The organism is Longispora sp. NPDC051575, assembly GCF_040681875.1.
Lineage (GTDB): Bacteria > Actinomycetota > Actinomycetes > Mycobacteriales > Micromonosporaceae > Longispora.
Genome location: NZ_JBFAZP010000005.1, coordinates 471,739 through 489,384 on the forward strand (window position 1 = coordinate 471,739; position 17,646 = coordinate 489,384).

The 17,646-nt window shown below is 71.7% G+C and carries 17 protein-coding genes; 16 read left to right on the forward strand and 1 reads right to left on the reverse strand.

Annotation, left to right across the window (positions count from 1 at the left end):
* Positions 1 to 65: 65 nt before the first annotated feature.
* Positions 66 to 857, reverse strand: coding sequence for a phosphotransferase (locus tag AB0M43_RS16570; RefSeq protein WP_363725372.1), 792 nt, complete (start codon positions 855 to 857; stop codon positions 66 to 68).
* A 229-nt stretch (positions 858 to 1,086) separates the two neighbouring features.
* On the opposite strand from AB0M43_RS16570, the gene AB0M43_RS16575 reads away from it, so the two are divergent.
* The 16 genes from AB0M43_RS16575 to AB0M43_RS16650 all read left to right on the forward strand — a co-directional run bounded on the left by AB0M43_RS16575 (position 1,087) and on the right by AB0M43_RS16650 (position 17,614).
* A complete protein-coding gene (locus AB0M43_RS16575) occupies positions 1,087 to 1,290 on the forward strand; it encodes a cold-shock protein (RefSeq protein ID WP_363725374.1) in 204 nt (67 codons plus the stop codon).
* 54 nt (positions 1,291 to 1,344) lie between these two features.
* Positions 1,345 to 2,244: a LysR family transcriptional regulator gene (locus AB0M43_RS16580; protein ID WP_363725376.1), complete on the forward strand. Its 900-nt coding sequence runs from the start codon at positions 1,345 to 1,347 to the stop codon at positions 2,242 to 2,244.
* Between the two features lie 40 nt (positions 2,245 to 2,284).
* Positions 2,285 to 3,106, forward strand: coding sequence for a hypothetical protein (locus AB0M43_RS16585; protein ID WP_363725378.1), 822 nt, complete (start codon positions 2,285 to 2,287; stop codon positions 3,104 to 3,106).
* 177 nt (positions 3,107 to 3,283) lie between these two features.
* Positions 3,284 to 4,903, forward strand: a complete 1,620-nt coding sequence (gene groL, locus AB0M43_RS16590) for a chaperonin GroEL (protein WP_363725380.1) — start codon at positions 3,284 to 3,286, stop codon at positions 4,901 to 4,903.
* Positions 4,904 to 5,159: 256 nt separating this feature from the next.
* Positions 5,160 to 5,480, forward strand: coding sequence for a PadR family transcriptional regulator (locus AB0M43_RS16595; RefSeq protein ID WP_363725382.1), 321 nt, complete (start codon positions 5,160 to 5,162; stop codon positions 5,478 to 5,480).
* Between the two features lie 59 nt (positions 5,481 to 5,539).
* A complete protein-coding gene (locus AB0M43_RS16600; RefSeq protein ID WP_363725384.1) occupies positions 5,540 to 7,030 on the forward strand; it encodes a hypothetical protein in 1,491 nt (496 codons plus the stop codon).
* A gap of 36 nt (positions 7,031 to 7,066) precedes the next feature.
* Positions 7,067 to 7,735 (forward strand): copper homeostasis protein CutC, encoded by a 669-nt coding sequence (locus AB0M43_RS16605; RefSeq protein ID WP_363725386.1) that lies wholly within the window; start codon positions 7,067 to 7,069, stop codon positions 7,733 to 7,735.
* 895 nt (positions 7,736 to 8,630) lie between these two features.
* Positions 8,631 to 9,227 (forward strand): dihydrofolate reductase family protein, encoded by a 597-nt coding sequence (locus AB0M43_RS16610; RefSeq protein ID WP_363725388.1) that lies wholly within the window; start codon positions 8,631 to 8,633, stop codon positions 9,225 to 9,227.
* 636 nt (positions 9,228 to 9,863) lie between these two features.
* The gene (locus AB0M43_RS16615; RefSeq protein WP_363725390.1) at positions 9,864 to 10,889 is read left to right on the forward strand and encodes a dipeptidase; all 1,026 of its coding nucleotides are present in this window, start codon (positions 9,864 to 9,866) and stop codon (positions 10,887 to 10,889) included.
* Positions 10,890 to 10,898: 9 nt separating this feature from the next.
* Positions 10,899 to 12,290, forward strand: a complete 1,392-nt coding sequence (locus AB0M43_RS16620) for a sugar porter family MFS transporter (RefSeq protein ID WP_363725392.1) — start codon at positions 10,899 to 10,901, stop codon at positions 12,288 to 12,290.
* Positions 12,291 to 12,338: 48 nt separating this feature from the next.
* Positions 12,339 to 13,457: an efflux RND transporter periplasmic adaptor subunit gene (locus tag AB0M43_RS16625; protein ID WP_363725393.1), complete on the forward strand. Its 1,119-nt coding sequence runs from the start codon at positions 12,339 to 12,341 to the stop codon at positions 13,455 to 13,457.
* Positions 13,454 to 14,122 carry an ABC transporter ATP-binding protein gene (locus AB0M43_RS16630; protein WP_363725394.1) on the forward strand — a complete coding sequence of 223 codons (669 nt, stop codon included), beginning with the start codon at positions 13,454 to 13,456 and terminating at the stop codon, positions 14,120 to 14,122. Before AB0M43_RS16625 ends, AB0M43_RS16630 begins: the two co-directional genes overlap by 4 nt.
* The gene (locus tag AB0M43_RS16635; protein ID WP_363725396.1) at positions 14,119 to 15,309 is read left to right on the forward strand and encodes an ABC transporter permease; all 1,191 of its coding nucleotides are present in this window, start codon (positions 14,119 to 14,121) and stop codon (positions 15,307 to 15,309) included. Before AB0M43_RS16630 ends, AB0M43_RS16635 begins: the two co-directional genes overlap by 4 nt.
* Before the next feature lie 7 nt (positions 15,310 to 15,316).
* A complete protein-coding gene (locus AB0M43_RS16640; protein ID WP_363725398.1) occupies positions 15,317 to 15,652 on the forward strand; it encodes a hypothetical protein in 336 nt (111 codons plus the stop codon).
* On the forward strand, positions 15,649 to 16,326 hold the full coding sequence (locus AB0M43_RS16645; protein WP_363725399.1) for a response regulator transcription factor: 678 nt from the start codon (positions 15,649 to 15,651) through the stop codon (positions 16,324 to 16,326). Before AB0M43_RS16640 ends, AB0M43_RS16645 begins: the two co-directional genes overlap by 4 nt.
* 61 nt (positions 16,327 to 16,387) lie before the next feature.
* Positions 16,388 to 17,614 carry an ATP-binding protein gene (locus tag AB0M43_RS16650; protein ID WP_363725401.1) on the forward strand — a complete coding sequence of 409 codons (1,227 nt, stop codon included), beginning with the start codon at positions 16,388 to 16,390 and terminating at the stop codon, positions 17,612 to 17,614.
* Positions 17,615 to 17,646: the final 32 nt, after the last annotated feature.

Genomic DNA, 17,646 nt, shown 5'->3' on the forward strand with positions numbered 1-17,646 from the left:
GGTCCGTCCATCCGCGACGGTCAGCCTGATCCGAGCGGCCCGCGGGCGCGCGGGGTCCGCGACGGTCACAGCAGGCTCTCCAGGTACTCCTCGACGGTCGGCAGGTCGTCCTCGTCGTCCTCGTCCACGAGGTCGAGCACTGCCCGGACGTCCCAGTAAGGATTGTGTTCGGAAGCGAACCGCAGCACCGAGTCGGCGGTCGCCCGGTCGTACGCCAGGACGAGGTTGATCCTCAGGTGCGCGAGGTCCACGCCCGCCGGGCCCCGGGCCGCGGTGGTCCAGTCGATCACGCCCGTGAGCCGCCCCTCCCGCCACAGCGTGTTACCGGGATGGAAGTCGCGGTGGACGAACACGTCCGGGCCCGGGGGCGGACCGGAGGCGGCCACCGCGAGAGCGCGTTCCCACACCGGGTGCTCCGACGGCGGCTCCCACTCGCTCAGATCCTCGTACGGCGCGTACGGGCCGACGTCGGGTACCGGCAGCGCGTGCAGCACGTCGGCCGCGTCGACCAGCTGCCGGAGCATGTCGGCGGTCAGCGGCTCGGCGGTCGGGGAACGGTGGGTGGCGCTGTGCAGGATCGTGCCCGGCAGCCTGGTCATCAGCAGCGCCGGGTACTCCCCGTGCCGGCCCTCGGCGTCCACCGCCACGACCTCGGGCACCGGCAGGCCGCTGCCGACGAGCGCCGTGAGCGCCGCGGTCTCGTTCTCCGGGCTGTGGTCGGGATCGGTCTCCCGCCAGTCGGGCCGGCTCCACAACCGCAGCACGTACTCCCGGCCGTCGGTCGTCGTCACCCCCGTCACGGACTGGGCCACGCCCCCGGTGAGCGGCACGGCCGACGCGATGTCGGCGCCGATCACCTTGTGTAGCCAATCGAGAGTGGCTCGGGACGGTGGTGGTTGTGCGCGCATAAGAAACAGAATCTAGCCGCGATTGTCCACAGTCGCAGCGTTATTTCTACTGTCCGGTTTGTATTAGTGCGTAGGTTGATCGGCTCGTGTAGCGTGCGTTCATCGAGCACCGGGAATGGCTTGATGCCGGCGTCAGCGTCGTGCGGCGTCGGGGTGTTTGGCAGAAGGAAGTGCGGCTGTGGCTGAAGGTAGCGTCAAGTGGTTCAACAGCGAAAAGGGCTACGGCTTCATCGCTGTGGATGGCGGGCAGGATGTTTTCGTCCACTTCTCGTCGATCCAAATGGATGGGTACAAGTCACTCGAGGACGGCCAGCGGGTCGAATTTGAGATCGGTCAGGGCCAGAAGGGTCCGCAGGCGGAGAACGTCCGCCTGGCTGGTTGAGCCATTCGCGGGAGACCGCGCCGAGACGGGGTGGACTACCCATAGACTCAACCTATGGGTAGTCGTCTCGGGCTCGCCGACCTCGTCCCGCTCGGCCTGTTCGTCGACGCCGTCGCCACCGGCAGCATCTCCGCCGCCGCCCGCGCGCACCAGATCACCCAGCCCTCCGCCAGCGAGGCGCTCCGCCGGCTCGAACGCAGGGTCGGCGTCGAACTCCTGATCCGTACGCCGCGCGGCTGCCGGCCCACCGCCGAGGGCGCCCGGCTCGCCGACCTCGCCCGGGAACTGCTCGCCGCAGCCGACCGGTTCGCCGGGGAGGCCGAGACGCTGAGGGCCGGGGCCCAGGGCCGGATCAGGGTGGCCGCGAGCTACACCAACGCCGAGTACGTGCTGCCCGGGCGGATCGCCGCCGCCGGGGACGTCACCGTGTCCCTCACCGTCGCCAACTCCGACGAGGTCACCGCGCTGGTGCGGTCCGGGGCCGTCGACGTCGGGTTCGTCGAGGGGCCCATCCCCACCGCCGGGCTCACCACCAAGCTGTTCGACCGCGACGAACTCGTCGTCCTCGTCGCCCCCGAACACGCCTGGGCCCGGCTCGACGGCCCGCTGCCGCTGGAGACGCTCGTGGCCACCCGGCTCCTGCTCCGCGAGGCCGAGTCGGGCACCCGGCGCACCTACGAGGCCGCCGCGGCCGCCGCCGGGCACCTGATCGCCGAGCCGTTCGGGGTGATGACCTCCACCGAGGCGCTCAAGGCGGCGGTCCGGGCCGGGCTGGGCGCGACCATTCTCAGCCGGCTGGCCGTCCGGGAGGAACTGGCGGCGGGGAGCCTCGTGCTCGTACCCGTCGAGGGGTTGTCCCTGGCCCGTGAACTGCGCGCCATCCGGCTCGCCGGCTCCCGGGACAAGGCGGTCACCGCATTCGTTCAGGCTGTTTCTCGGAAAAATTATATCTAGCCATGCTAAGCAATGTTCAACTACCCAATAGGGGGCGAACATGGCGACTTATGGCTATCAGGCCATCGGCCAACCGACCGACGACCCGCTGGTGCCCGACCCCGCCGCCGGATTCGGCGGCTGGTACGACCGGGTGGTCGGCGTCCTGCGCCGCAGTTGGCAGTCGCTCCTGACCATCGCGGCGGTCACCATCGCCGGCCCCACCGTCCTGCTCACCATCTTGACCAACGTCTCCTACGACCAGAACGCCGCCGACGACTGGAACTTCCGCCCCGTGGTCGGCCTCCTCGCCTTCGTCGTCTGGATCGGCGCCGCCTACCTCGGCTCGCTCGGCTCCGCCGCCGGGGTGTGGGCGATCACCCAGGAGGCCGCCGGCCGGACCGTCACCCTCGGCGAGGCCCTCCGGTTCGGCCGGACCCGCGCCCTGGCCGTCTGGGGCTGGCAGATCCTCAGCTCCATCCTCATCGCCCTCGGCATCTGCCTGTGCCTGATCGGCTCGGTGTACTTCGCCATCGCCTGCTCCCTGGTCACCCCCGTCATCGTGTACGAGCGGACCGCCGGCATCCCGCGCTCCTTCAAGCTCACCCACGCCCGGTTCGGCCACACCCTGTCCCGCCTCGTACCCCTCGCGCTGGTCGTGATCGTGCTGTCCTGCTGCCTCGGCGCGCCCTCCGGCCTGTCCGCCTCGATCAGCGGGGACGTGGGCCGGTTCGTGGCCGACGTCGGCGGCGGGCTCTGGTCGGCCGTCGTCGCGCTGCCGATCTTCGTCCTCGTGCTGGCCGGCACCGTTGTGACCTACGCCGACCTCCGCGCCCGGGAGACCCCGCTGAGCACGGAACAGCTCCTCCGGGAGGCCTCATAGGTTGCACTCGCGGCTGGAGAGTGCTAAACGTTGACCTGGCACTCGTGCACTGCGAGTGCCAGGTCGAGAAGGTGAGACCCTCCGTAGGGTCGTCCGTCGCGGGCACTGACTCGACTCGGACCTTGCGTACATTCAGCCCTTACCCGGGCAGAACGCAGCAGCGGAGGACACGCCACCATGGCTAAGTTGATCGCGTTCGACGAGGAGGCGCGCCGCGGCCTTGAGCGGGGCATGAACATCCTCGCCGACGCCGTGAAGGTGACGCTCGGCCCGAAGGGCCGCAACGTCGTGCTCGAGAAGAAGTGGGGCGCCCCCACCATCACCAACGATGGTGTGAGCATCGCCAAGGAGATCGAGCTCGAGGACCCGTACGAGAAGATCGGTGCCGAGCTCGTCAAGGAGGTCGCCAAGAAGACGGACGACGTCGCTGGCGACGGCACCACCACCGCCACCGTGCTGGCCCAGGCTCTCGTCCGCGAGGGTCTGCGCAACGTTGCCGCCGGTGCCAACCCGATCGCCCTGAAGCGTGGCATCGAGGCCGCCGTGGCCGCCGTCTCCGAGGAGCTGTCGAAGCTCGCGAAGGACGTCGAGACCAAGGAGCAGATCGCCTCCACCGCCTCCATCTCCGCCGGTGACAACACCGTCGGCCAGATCATCGCCGAGGCGATGGACAAGGTCGGCAAGGAAGGCGTCATCACCGTCGAGGAGAGCAACACCTTCGGCCTCGAGCTCGAGCTCACCGAGGGCATGCGCTTCGACAAGGGCTACATCTCGCCCTACTTCGTCACCGACGCGGAGCGGATGGAGTCGGTTCTCGACGACCCGTACATCCTCATCGCGAACCAGAAGATCTCGGCTGTCAAGGACATGCTCCCGATCCTCGAGAAGGTCATGCAGTCCGGCAAGCCGCTGCTGATCATCGCCGAGGACCTCGAGGGCGAGGCCCTGGCCACCCTGGTCGTCAACAAGATCCGTGGCACCTTCAAGTCCGTCGCCGTCAAGGCCCCGGGCTTCGGTGACCGTCGCAAGGCCATGCTGGGCGACATCGCCATCCTCACCGGTGGCCAGGTCATCAGCGAGGAGGTCGGCCTCAAGCTCGACGGTGTCGGCCTCGAGCTGCTCGGTCGCGCCCGCAAGGTCGTCGTCACCAAGGACGAGACCACGATCGTCGACGGCGTCGGCGAGGCGGACGAGATCCAGGGCCGGGTCAACCAGATCCGCGCCGAGATCGAGAAGTCGGACTCCGACTACGACCGCGAGAAGCTGCAGGAGCGCCTGGCGAAGCTCGCCGGCGGTGTCGCGGTCATCAAGGTCGGCGCGGCCACCGAGGTCGAGCTCAAGGAGCGCAAGCACCGCATCGAGGACGCCGTTCGCAACGCGAAGGCGGCCGTCGAGGAGGGCATCGTCCCCGGTGGTGGCGTGGCGCTCGTCCAGGCCGGCGCGACCGCGTTCGACAAGATCGACCTGACCGGTGACGAGGCCACGGGCGTGAACATCGTCCGCGTGTCGCTCGAGGCCCCGCTGCGGCAGATCGCCGTCAACGCCGGTCTCGAGGGTGGCGTCATCGTCGAGAAGGTGCGCAACCTGACCCCGGGCTGGGGCCTCAACGCGGCCAACGGCGAGTACGTCGACATGCTGGCCGAGGGCATCATCGACCCGGCCAAGGTGACGCGTTCCGCGCTCCAGAACGCCGCGTCGATCGCCGCGCTGTTCCTCACGACCGAGGCTGTCGTCGCGGACAAGCCGGAGAAGTCGGCCGCTCCGGCCGGTAACCCCGGTGGGGACATGGACTTCTAAGTCCTTGATCTGATCTACCTCAGCAGAGGGTGGGCCTTCGGGTCCGCCCTCTGCTTTTTGGTGGGCGGGGTCTGTGGTCCTGCCATGGCTGGTGCCTGTGATTCGGGGGCTCGGGGCGTGCTGCCGGTGGGCTGCGTCCGCTGCTCTGGGCTGGGCGCGTGGGTGTGCGGCCTTTGGTGGCTGCCAGGCTGGGCCCAGGGGTGCTGGTCCAACCCTATGTAGACAACGGGCATAGGCCCTATGTAGAGTTCTTGGGGTGGCGGATGATGTGCGGTTGACGGTGCCGGTGGCGCGGGTGCTCGCGGCGTTCCTGGCGGACGTGGAGGTCGAGCGCTACGGGCTCGACCTGATGCACCAGACGGGCCTGGCCAGCGGCAGCCTCTATCCGATCCTGACCCGGCTGGTGCGTGCCGGGTGGCTGGAGACCCAGTGGGAGGACATCGATCCCGTTCAGGCTGGGCGGCCCGCCCGGAGGTACTACCGGGTCACCGCCGAGGGGGCGTCGCGGTCACGGGTGGCACTTCAGGCCTTGCGGCAGGAGACGAGTCCGGCTCCCGTGGTGCGGCCGGCATGGTGACGGCGGGGGCAGACTCGGGTCGAGGTTCGAGCTCCGGCTCGGGTGGTGGGTCCGGTGCTGTGGCGTGGCTGGTGCGGGTCCTGTTGCGGGTCGCGGTTCGGCGGTGGCCGGAGCGCCTGCGGGCCGAGGTCGGGCCCGAGTGGGCTGCCGAGGTGCACGTCATCGAGGGTGGGTGGGCCCGGCTGGCGTTCGCCTTGAGTCTGGCCGTGGCGCGGCCGCCCCGGGAAGGGGCCCGGGGCGACGGTCTGCGGCTCGCCCTCCACGGGGTGTGGCGGCCCGGGTTGCTCATGCTGTTCGCCCCGTTGCTCGGGGTGTTCGGCGAGGTCGGGATGTATGTGGCCATGTTCGCCCGGGGCGCGTTCGACGGGTCCCCGTCGGTGGGATACATCCTGCACGCCGTCGTGTTCCTGTTGTTCGCGCTGATATCGGCGGGGCTCGGGGTGCTGGTGGCGCGGGAGTCCCGCGGCGGGGCGGCCTATCCGGACGGGGCCGGCGGTCCGGGGGAAGCGGGGCGGGTGGCGTCGGTCGACGGGGCTCGTGGCTGGCCGGAGAACGAGACCCTCAGCGGCCGGCTGGCGGAGAACGGATCCGTGCCGCCGGCTGCCGGGGCCGGGGTGCCGTCGGAGCTGGACAACTCGTCCCCGCAGGCGCCGGGCACTCCGGTGACCGGCGACAGATCTCCGCCAGGGGCGGGAAGTCCGGCCGCGGCAGAGGGGAGCCGGTGGCTCGGGAGGCGACAGTCGCCGGTCGGTCGGGCGAAGGTGCGGCCGGGGGCGATGGTCCGTCCGCTCGTGTGTCTGGTCGTGCTGGTGGTGGCGACGGCGGTGCTGCTGGGGGCGATCGAGGCTCTGGACAACCGTGACCCGGGTCGGCAGGTTCGGGTGCTGCACAGTGTCTTCGCGTGGGGAGTGGGGCTGGGAGTGGTTTCCGTGGTGCTGTTCTGGATGGGGGGCCGTCGTCTTCGACTTGGTGCTGGTGCTGGTGCTGGTGCTGGTGCTGGTGCCGAGGCCGGGGATGGAGCCGAGGTCGGGGACCGAGCCGAGGTCGAGGGCGGGGGCGGGGGCGGTGCCGAGGTCGGCGTCGGAGCTGGAGCCCGAGTCGGGGGCAGAACTGGAGCCCGAATCGGTGCCGGTGCTGGGGCCGGTGCCCGAGTCGGAGGCGGAGCTGGAGTCGGAGGCAGAGCCCGAGTTGGAGGCGGAGCTGGAGTCGGGGGCGTGGTTGCGGGGGCTGTGGCGGTGGTCGGGGGGCTGGGGTCGCTGTATCTGGCGGCCGGCGTCCAGGTCGTGGAGCGGTTCGGGGCACAGACCCCGTGGAACCTCTTCCTGTGGTGGCTGCCGGGCACACTAGGCGGCGTGGACCTCGGCCCTGGGCTGTCCGGATGGATCGTCAGCGAAAGCCTCCCGACGTACTTCGACAGGATGTCCTACATACTCCCGTTCGTAACGGTGTTCGCCCTGAGCTACGCCCTCCAGAGCAGCCGCCGGACGACCTGGACAGCCGTCCAGGTATCCGAGTCGGAGGGCCGCGACAGTCCGGTGTGGCCCCGGTAACGGAGACACCTCGGGTAATTTGAAACAATCCTGTCCATGACGCGCGCGCTGCTGGAGATCATCGCCCTGGACGCCTTCGACGCGGCCGCCGCCGAGGCCGGTGGGGCCGACCGTCTGGAGGTCGTCGCCGACATGCGCGCCGACGGGCTCACCCCGTCCGTGGCGACGGTCGCCGCCATCCGGGCCGCCACCAGGCTCCCGCTCCGGGTCATGCTCCGGTCCCAGGCCGGCTTCCAGACCGACGAGCGCGACCTGGACGAGCTGGCCGCCGTGGCCACCCAGCTGGTCGACGCCGGTGCGGACGCGTTCGTGCTGGGCTTCCTGACGGGTACCGGCGAGATCGACGTCCCCTCCACCACCCGCCTCGCCGGGGCGCTCGACGGTCGACCGTGGACCTTCCACCGCGCCATCGACCACGCGGTCGGCCCGGACGCCTGGGACCTGGTGTGCGCCCTCCCGGGGCTCGACGCCGTACTCACCGCCGGTGCGCCGCAGGGTCTCGGCGCGGGGCTCGACGGGCTGCTCGCCCGGGACCCGGCGCTGATCCTGGCCGGCGGCGGGCTTACGCCGGCCCACGTGCCGGTGCTGCGCGCCAACGGGGTACGGGCGTTCCACGTGGGCAGCGCGGCCCGTGGCGAGGGCGGCTGGGCCGCCGGGGTGAGCGCCGAGCGGGTAGCGGAGTGGCGCGCGGTGGTCTCGGGCTGACCGTCGTGTGCGGTGGGCGGGTTCGTGGATGCCCGTGACTACTGGGGCGCGGAGCTGAGCTGGTTCCGCGCGACTTGAGTTGATGACTGCGGGCTGCGGCGTGCTGGCGTGTTGGAGCGCGGGCGATGTGCGTCGAGGGCAGGTGGGCGCCGATAGGTGAGCGCCGAGCGGGTCGTGGAGTAGCGCGCTGCGGTGTCGGGCTGACCATCCTGCGTGGTGGGCGGGTTCGTGGGTGCCCGTGACGACTGGGGCGCGGAGCTGAGCATGGTTCCGCGCGACTTGAGTTGATGATTGCGGGCTGCGGCGTGCTGAAGTGTCGGAGGCTCGGGCGACGTGCGTCGAGGGCAGGTGGGCGCCGACGGGTGAGCGCCGCGCGGGTCGTGGAGTAGCCCGCGGCGGTGTCGGGCCGAGAGTCTCGGGCATGTGGGCGGGTCTGCCAGTGTGCAGCCAGACCGCTGAGCGGACGGCGGGCCCGCAGGCGTGCAGCCGGACCTGATGGTGGCCGGAGGGGCCGGAGGATCGCAGCCTGATGTGATGGTCGCTGGCGGGGTCCGGACGGTCGGGTGCGCCGGGCCAGGGCTTGGTTGGCCGCCGAGGGTGAGCTCGGAGGAGTGGCGCATGGGCGGTCTCCGTTTGGCCGCGTGGTGAGGCAGGCGGGCCGCTGGGGCCGAACGAGAAGCGGGCGGCGGGGTGGCGCGCGGTGCGGTCGACGAGGCGGCGGTGCGGGCGGTGGGGCGGCGGTGCGGTTCGCGGTGCGGGCGGTGGGGCGGCGGGATGGGTAGGGCTGAGGGGCGGTGGGGTGGGGCGGGCTCGCGGTGATGTGCGGTCGCTGGCCGAGGCGAGGTGGGATGATCTTCAGCGCCATACGTCGGAGTGAGGAAGAGGGGCGATTTCCGTGCGCATCGTGATTGTGGAGTTCATGAGCCTGGACGGGGTCGTACAGGCGCCGGGCGGGCCCGAGGAGGACACCGACGGCGGGTTCGCGCACGGTGGCTGGTCGCATCCGTTCTTCGACCCGGAGATCGTGGGGGGCGCGTTCGACGGGGCGATGAGCGGGGCCGAGGGGCTGCTGTTCGGGCGTCGGACGTGGCAGGCGATGGCTGCGGCGTGGCCCGAGCGGGCCGGTGACCCGTTCGCGGACCGGATGAACGCGCTCCCGAAGTACGTGGTGTCCGGGACGCTGGGCGAGGACGACCTGAGCTGGAACAACAGCACGCTGATCCCCGGTGGTACGGCCGTCGCGGACATCGGGCAGCTGCGGGCGGCCGAGGGTGGGAACCTGGTCGTCATGGGGAGCCCGACGCTCGCGCGCACTCTGATCGGCGAGGGACTGGTGGACGAGCTCCGGCTGATCGTCATGCCGGTACTCCTCGGTGGAGGCAAGTCGATCTTCCCCGCCGACGGCGGGTTGCACACGTTCGAACTGGTCTCCGCGACCACGAGCGACGCGGGCGTCAACGTGTGCGTCTACCGCCCGGCCGCGTCGAAGTAGCCCGACGGCGTCGGCACCACCTTCGCGAGGAGGTGCCGACGCCCCGGCCCATCTCGTCAAGCAATGTTCCACCGGCACGGCCACCGGCACGGCCACCGGCACCGGCACGGCCACCGCCACGGCCACCGGCACCGGCACGGCCACAGCCACAGCCACGGCCACCGCCACCGCCACAGCCACAGCCACGGCCACGGCCACGGCCCCCCGCCACCGCCGTGCCTAGCGGCCGGTCCGCCGCCGAAGTTAATCGGCCGCTCCGGAGGCCACCCGCGACGGCACCACGGCAGACCCCGGGTGCCGGGAATCCGCCACGCCCGCCGCCCGGCTGTCACGCGCACAGCGGCCCGATACTGCCCGGCCGTCAGATGCACGGAGAGACCAGCCACCGCCACGCCAACAGCCCACCCACACCGCCGCCCGGCTGTCACCCATGAGCGAAGGAACCCACCCCAACTCTTCCCGCCACCCCGCCTCGGAATCGAGTGCTGAGCGACGACACTTGCGTCACCCTTTCACCGCTCGGCCCGGCTCCCCACCCACCCCAGGAAAGCGCCGCCCGCACCAACCCTTCCCACCACCCCACCCAGCCCACTCCAGCCCCACCCAGCAAGAAATCGCTGGTCGTAGGATCTGCCCGTGGACATCATCGACGGGCACAACGACCTGGCATGGGAGCTACGCGCCCGGTACCGGTACAACCCGGATCTCTTTGATCTCGGGGTTGATCTGACCGCCACCGGACTGCAGACCGACCTGCCCAGGCTGCGGGCCGGCGGGGTGGCCGCCCAGTTCTGGTCGGTGTGGGTGGACCAGGACGTGCCGGACCCGGTGACGGCCACGTTGGAGCAGGTCGACGCGGTGCACGCGCTGATCCGGCGCTACGACGACCTGGAGCTCGCGACCACCGCCGTCGAGGTCGAGCGGGCCTGGGAGCGGGGCCGGATCGCGTCGCTGATGGGCGCGGAGGGCGGGCACCAGATCGACTCCTCGCTGGGTGTGTTGCGGATGCTGCACCGGCTCGGCGTGCGCTATCTGACCCTGACGCACATCAGGAACATCCCGTGGGCCGACAGCGCGACCGACGACCCCGTCGTGGGCGGGCTGACGGAGTTCGGGCACGACGTGGTGCGGGAGCTGAACCGGCTGCGGATGCTGGTGGACCTGTCGCACGTCGCGCCGAGCACGATGCACGCGGCGTTGGACACGTCGACGGCGCCGGCGTTCTTCTCGCACTCCTCGGCGCGGGGGCTGTGTGACCATCCGCGCAATGTGCCCGACGACGTGTTGGGGCGGGTGCGGGACACCGAGGGGCTGGTGATGGTGACGTTCGTGCCGTGGTTCCTGACGGAGGAGTGTCGGGCCTGGGCGGAGGAGAAGGACAAACAGGAGGATGTGCCGGGCTGGCTGCGGGCGAATCCGCTGCCGCCGGTGGGGGTGGCCGATGTCGCGGACCACGTGGAGTACGTGCGGGCGGTGGCCGGGGTGGAGCATGTCGGGCTGGGGGGCGACTACGACGGGGTCGAGCTGTTGCCGGCCGGGTTGGAGGATGTCGCCGGGTATCCGAGGTTGTTGGAGGAGTTGCGGCGGCGGCGCTGGTCGGAGGCGGAGCTGGGCGCGTTGGCGCACGGGAATGCGCTGCGGGTGATGCGGGCAAGCCTATAGATTTGCGACATGACCGAAATCTCGGAGGGGCAGCGGCACGGCGCGCTGCTGTTCGTGTCCGGATCGGCCGCGATCGGCGGCTTCCTGTTCGGGTACGACACGGCGGTCATCAACGGGGCCGTGGACGCGGTGAAGGCCGAGTTCGGACTGTCCTCGGCGGTACTCGGCTTCGTGGTCTCCTCCGCCCTGCTGGGCTGCGCCGTGGGCGCCTGGTTCGCCGGGCCGCTGGCCGACCGGTGGGGGCGGCTGCGGGTCATGCTGCTCGCCGCGATCCTGTTCGGGATCAGCGCGCTGGGTTCGGCGCTGGCGGTCGGGCCGATCAGTCTCACCGGGTGGCGGCTCGTGGGCGGGTTCGCGGTGGGGGCGGCGTCGGTGATCGCGCCCGCGTACATCGCGGAGATCTCGCCGGCCGACATCCGGGGGCGGCTCGGTTCGCTGCAACAGCTGGCCATCGTGTCCGGGATCTTCGCGTCGCTGCTGATCGACTATCTGCTGGCCAGGTCGGCGGGCGGGGCGGGCGAGTCGGTGCCGTGGGGCGGGGCGGCCTGGCGGTGGATGTTCGCGTCGGCGATGCTGCCGGCCCTCGTGTACGGGGTGCTGGCGCTCCAGATTCCCGAGTCGCCCCGGTACCTGGTCAAGGTCAAGAAGATGGACCGGGCCCGCGAGGTGCTCAAGCGCTTCGTCGGCGGCGACGTGGACCTGAAGATGAAGGAGATCGTCCGGTCCCTGGCGGGCGGCGACCAGGCCGTGAACCTGCGGGACCTGCGCGGGCCGGTGCTCGGGCTGCGCGGCATCGTCTGGGTCGGGATCCTGCTGTCGGTGTTCCAGCAGTTCGTCGGCATCAACGTGATCTTCTACTACTCCACGACGCTGTGGCAGGCGGTCGGGTTCGCCGAGTCCGACGCGATGCTCACCTCCGTGATCACGTCCGTCACGAACATCGTCACCACGCTGGTCGCGATCTCCCTGATCGACAGGGTGGGCCGCCGGCCGCTGCTGATCATCGGCGCGGCCGGGATGGCGCTGTCGCTGGGGCTGATGGCGTGGGCGTTCTCCACGGCGAGCGGTTCGGGGACGGACCTGGTGCTCGGCGACACCGAGGGGAAGATCGCGCTGGTGGCCGCGAACGTGTACGTCTTCGCGTTCGGGATGAGCTGGGGGCCCGTCGTGTGGGTGCTGCTCGGCGAGATGTTCAACAACCGGATCCGGGCCACCGCGTTGGCCGTGGCCGCCGCCGCGCAGTGGATCGCCAACTGGATCATCACGGTGACGTTCCCGCCGCTGGCCAGCGTGGGGCTGACGTTGGCGTACGGGCTGTACACCATGTTCGCGTTCCTGGCCCTGATCTTCGTGCTGCGGTTCATCAAGGAGACGAAGGGGCGGGAACTGGAGGACATGTAGGCCCCGACTCATAGGGTCCTCACAGGTCGCGGTGGTGGGGTACCCATCATGCGCAATCCCAGGCGGCGTCGCCTCGTTCTCGTCAACAGCGTCCTGGCCCTGCTGGTCGTCGCCGGCGGCGTGGCCGGCTATCTCACGCTCCGCGCCCCGGCCCGGGCGGAGTCGAAGGCCGGCGTCCGCACGGTCGCGGTGGCCCAGGGCAACGTCAGCGCCTCCATCGCGGCGAGCGGCACGGTCACGGCCGCGAAGATCCTCAACGTGGACTTCACGGCCGCCGGCCGGATCGACGACGTGAAGGTGAAGGTCGGCCAGGTGGTGAAGGCCGGGGACGTGCTGGCCACCCTCGACACCAGGGTGCTCGAACAGAACTCCAACGCCGCCTGGGCGGCCGTGACGTCCGCGCAGGCCGACCTGACCGCCGCGAAGGGCGCGACGAAGGTGGACGCCTCCCAGGTCGCCCGGGCCCAGTCCTCCCTGGTCTCGGCGCAGGCGAAGGCGGAGCAGGCCGACGACGCGCTGGAGAGTTCGACCCTGAAGGCCCCCTCGGGCGGCACGCTGCTGGCCGTGAACGCCGAGGTCGGCGGGGCGAGCACCGGGGGAGGGACGAAAACGGCCTCGACGGGTACGAACGCGGGCACGCCCCTCTTCCAGCTCACGGACCTGGCGAACCTGACCGTCCGCGCGTCGTTCACGGAGGCCGACAGCCTGAAGGTGAAGGTCGGCCAGGCGGTGAGCGTGGCACTGAACGCGGCCCCCGGCCGACCTGCCCCGGGCAAGGTGTCGGTGGTGGATCCGGTGCCGACCACCCAGAACAGCGTGGTCACCTACGGGGTGACGGTCACGTTCGACCAGCTGCCGGCGGAGGTGCGGCTCGGGCAGTCCGCGTCGGTGACGGTGGTGACCGGGGCGAAGGAGGGCGTGCTGGTCGTGCCGACGAGCGCGGTGCGGGTCGCGGGCAACCGGGCCACGGTGACCGTGGTCGACGCGGCCGGCGCGCAGTCCGCCAAGACGGTGCAGGTGGGGTTGCAGGGCGACCTGTACACCGAGGTCACGGGTGGGCTGGTCGCGGGCGAGAAGGTCGTGCTGGCCACGACGGGCGGGGCGACGACGACCCAGAACCCGACCAACCAGCGGGGTACCGGCGGCGCGGGCCGGACCGCCCGATGAGGCCGGTGATCGCGGTCCGCGACCTCACCAAGGTGTACGGCGCGGGCGAGACCGCCGTGCACGCCCTCCGCGGCGTCTCGCTCACGGTCGGGCGCGGCGAGTACGTGGCCGTGATGGGCTCCTCCGGCTCGGGCAAGTCGACCCTGATGCACGTGCTGGGCTGCCTGGACACGCCGACGTCGGGGAGCTACCACCTCGACGGGATCGACGTGGCGGAGCTCGACGACGACAGCCAGGCGCTGGTCCGCAACCGCCGGATCGGGTTCGTGTTCCAGGCGTTCAACCTGATCCCGAGGCGGACGGCGCTGGCCCAGGTGGAACTGCCGCTGACCTACGCGAGGGTGCCCCGGCGGGCGCGCCGCGAACGGGCGCTTGCGGCCCTGGAGACCGTGGGGCTGAGCGACCGGCTCGACCACCTGCCCAACGAGTTGTCGGGCGGCCAGCAGCAGCGGGTCGCCATCGCCCGCGCGCTGGTCACGGAGCCGGCCCTGCTGCTGGCCGACGAGCCGACCGGCAACCTGGACAGCCACTCCACCGACGACGTGCTCGACGTGCTCGACGGGCTGAACAAGAAGGGCGTCACCATCGCGCTGATCACGCACGAGGACCACGTGGCCGCCCGCGCGCACCGGGTGATCCGGCTCCGGGACGGTGAGCTCGCGTGAGGGAGGCGGTGCGCGGGCTGACCGCGAACAAGCTGCGGTCCGGGCTGACCGTGCTGGGCATCCTGATCGGGGTCGGCGCGGTGATCATGCTGGTCGCGTACGGGAACGGGTCGGCGAAGGCCGTGCAGGCCGGCATCGAGAGCCTGGGCAGCAACACGCTGACGGTGCAGGGCAACCGGAGCGCGGGCGGCCGGTCGGCGACGGCGGCGCAGACCTCCTCGGGGGAGCTGACCCTGGCGGACGCGGAATCGTTGCTGGACAAGGCACTCGTACCCGACGCTGTGAGTGTCTCTCCGGTTGTCACCACCGCGCTGACGGCCGTGCGGGAGTCGACGTCGCACGCGGTGCCCCAGGTGATCGGCACCGAACCCGGCTACCTGGCCGCGACGAACACGAAGCTGGAGTCCGGGGAGCTGTTCGGGGTGGGCGACACCCGGCGGGTGGCGGTGCTCGGCCAGACCGTGACCAGCGAACTGTTCGGCCGGATCAGCCCGCTCGGGCAGACGGTCACCCTCGGCGGGGTCCGGTTCACGGTGACCGGGGTGCTCGCGGCCAAGGACACCGCCGGCTTCTCCGACCCGAACGACACGGTGATCGTGCCGGTGGCGGCCCTCCGGGAGAGCGTCACCGGGTACGGCGGCCTGTCCTCGATCCTGGTGCGGGCCACCAGCGCCGAGACCACGGACCTCGCGCAGGCCGAGGTGCTCAACGTGCTCAACGCCCGGCACCACGCGACGGCCGCGAACAGTCCGTTCCGGGTGCAGAACCAGGCCCAGTTGCTGGCCACCCGCACCGCCACGGCGGACACGTTCACGTTCCTGCTGGGCGCGGTGGCGGCGATCAGCCTGCTCGTCGGCGGGATCGGGGTCACCAACATCATGCTGGTCACGGTCACCGAACGGACCCGGGAGATCGGGATCCGCAAGGCGCTGGGCGCGCCCCGGGGCACGATCCTCGGCCAGTTCCTGCTGGAGGCCACGGTGCTGAGCCTGGTCGGCGGCGGCCTGGGCGTGCTGGTGGCCCTGGTCGGGGCGACGTTCACGATCGGCGGGGTACAGCCGGTGGTCGTGCCCAGTTCCGTCGCGTTGGCGCTCGGCGTCTCGGTCGCGATCGGCCTGTTCTTCGGCAGTTTCCCCGCGCACCGGGCCGCCTCGATGCGTCCGATAGATGCACTTCGATATGAATAGGATGGCTATGGCGAACGAGGTGGAGGCCGAACTCGCGGACGCGGTCGCGCGGCGGCGCCGGAGCTGGCGGCTGCCGAGGAGCACGGCGGTCCTGCTCGGGTTGGTGCTGCTCGTCGCGGGGTTCCTCGCCGGGGCGTACACGACCCGGCAGGTGGGGACGCCGGCCACGCCGACGGTGACGAACCCGCAGCAGCAGTTCCCCGGCGGCGGGAACTTCCCGGGGTTCACCCGGCCGAGCGGCGGCAACCCGGGCACGGGCGGCAACCCGGGCACGGGCGGCGTCCCGGGCGGGGGTGGCAACGGCGGCACCGGCGGGGCTCCGGGCGGCGGCGGCACCCGGTGACCGCCCGGCTGCTCGTCGTCGAGGACGAGCCCGACATCCGCGAACTGCTCACCGGCGGCCTGCGGTACGCGGGCTTCGACGTCACCGCCGTCGGCACCGGGGGCGAGGCGCTGCGGCACGCCGCCGGGAACCCGCCCGACCTGGTCGTCCTCGACGTGATGCTGCCCGACCTCGACGGGTTCGCCGTACTCCGGCGGCTGCGGGCCATCGTGGACGCCCCGGTCGTGTTCCTCACCGCGCGCGACGACCTCCCCGACCGGGTCGCGGGCCTCACGCTCGGCGGCGACGACTACGTGACCAAGCCGTTCGCGCTGGAGGAGCTGATCGCCCGGATCGGGGCGGTGCTGCGCCGGACCACCGAGGCGGCCACCGGCCGAATCCGGGTCGGCGACCTGGAACTCGACGAGGACAGCCACGAGGTGCGCCGCGCCGGGCGGCTCGTCGCGTTGTCGCCCACCGAGTTCCGGCTGCTGCGGTACCTGATGCTCAACGCGGGGCGGGTGGTGTCCAAGTCGCAGATCCTCGACCGGGTGTGGAGCCACGAGTACGACGGGGAGGCGAACATCGTGGAGCTGTACGTGTCGTACCTCCGGAAGAAGGTCGACAACCACGGGCCGCGCCTGATCAACACCCTGCGGGGCGTCGGGTACGTGCTCCGGGTGCCCCGGCCGTGACGGGCGCCGCGCGCCTCCCGCGCCCCCAGTGCCTCCCGGCCGCGCCCACGGTGCCCCGGCCGTGAGGCGGGTCTGGCCGGGCGTGCGCCGGGCCCCGCTCTGGCTCCGGCTGGTGGCCGGAGTGCTGGCGTTGGTGTCGGCGACGCTGCTGGTCACGGGCTTCGCCGGTACCCGTCTGCTCCGGCACTATCTGATGGCGCAGACCGAGAAGCGCCTGGTCGCGACGGCCGAGCGGGTCCGGCACTTCCCCCGGCTGACCGTGCCCCGCCCCGGTGGCGGCCGGCAGGAACTGCCCAGCGACTACGTGGTGCAGAGCTACGCCCCGGACGGCACGCTCGTGCAGACCCTCGACTCCGGCGACCAGGCCGCGCCGAGGGTCCGGCCGGGCCCGGTCGACCGGCCGTTCGTGTCCGGGGACTGGCTGGTCGTCCGGGTCGCCGACCAGCGCGAACCCGGGTACCTGACGGTCGCCACCCGGCTGACCGACGTCGACGACACCGTGGACCGGCTGGCCACCATCAACCTGGGCGTGGCCGGCTTCGCGCTGCTCGCGCTCGGGGTGGCCTGCTGGGGGCTGGCCCGCACCCTCGGCCGGATCGAGGCCGCGCTGCTCAGCCGGGAGGCCTCCGAACGGGCCGCGCTGTCCGCCGCCGAGCAGATGCGCCGGTTCGTCGGGGAGGCCTCGCACGAGCTGCGCACCCCGGTCACGACCATCCGGGGGTACGCCGACGTCCACCGCCAGCAGCGCGGCACCCTGGAGCCCGCCGACACCGACCGGATCATCGACCGGATCTCCGCGCAGGCGGTCCGGATGACGGGACTCGTGGACGACCTGCTGCTCCTGGCCCAGCTCGACCAGCACCGCCCGCTCGCCGCCGAACCGGTGGACCTGCTGGACGTCGCGGCGGACGTGGTCCTCGACGACCTGACGGACCGGGTGACCCTGACCGGGGAGTCCGCGCCGGTGGTCGGGGACCCGGTCCGGCTGCGCCAGGCCGTGGCGAACCTGGTGGACAACGCGGTGCGGCACACCGCCGGGCCGGTGTCCGTGCGGGTCGGGCCCGGGACCGTGGACGTGACCGACGAGGGGCCGGGGATCCCCGCCGCGCACGCCGACCGGATCTTCGAACGGTTCTACCGGGCGGGGACGACCCGGGCCGAGGCGTCGTCCGGGGCCGGGCTGGGGTTGGCGATCGTGGCGGCCGTCGCGGCGGCGCACGGGGGAGCGGCGGTCCTGGTGGCTTCGGAGCGCGGCGCGCACTTCCGGCTGACCCTGCCCACGACCTGACCGGCGGGGCCACCGTCAGCGGCCCGGCAGCG

Coding starts and splice junctions, on each gene's coding strand:
- groL (WP_363725380.1), top strand. CDS start 3,284: ATGGCTAAGTTGATCGCGTTCGACGAGGAGGCGCGCCGCGGCCTTGAG.
- AB0M43_RS16640 (WP_363725398.1), top strand. CDS start 15,317: ATGGCGAACGAGGTGGAGGCCGAACTCGCGGACGCGGTCGCGCGGCGG.
- AB0M43_RS16625 (WP_363725393.1), top strand. CDS start 12,339: ATGCGCAATCCCAGGCGGCGTCGCCTCGTTCTCGTCAACAGCGTCCTG.
- AB0M43_RS16620 (WP_363725392.1), top strand. CDS start 10,899: ATGACCGAAATCTCGGAGGGGCAGCGGCACGGCGCGCTGCTGTTCGTG.
- AB0M43_RS16580 (WP_363725376.1), top strand. CDS start 1,345: ATGGGTAGTCGTCTCGGGCTCGCCGACCTCGTCCCGCTCGGCCTGTTC.
- AB0M43_RS16605 (WP_363725386.1), top strand. CDS start 7,067: ATGACGCGCGCGCTGCTGGAGATCATCGCCCTGGACGCCTTCGACGCG.
- AB0M43_RS16585 (WP_363725378.1), top strand. CDS start 2,285: ATGGCGACTTATGGCTATCAGGCCATCGGCCAACCGACCGACGACCCG.
- AB0M43_RS16630 (WP_363725394.1), top strand. CDS start 13,454: ATGAGGCCGGTGATCGCGGTCCGCGACCTCACCAAGGTGTACGGCGCG.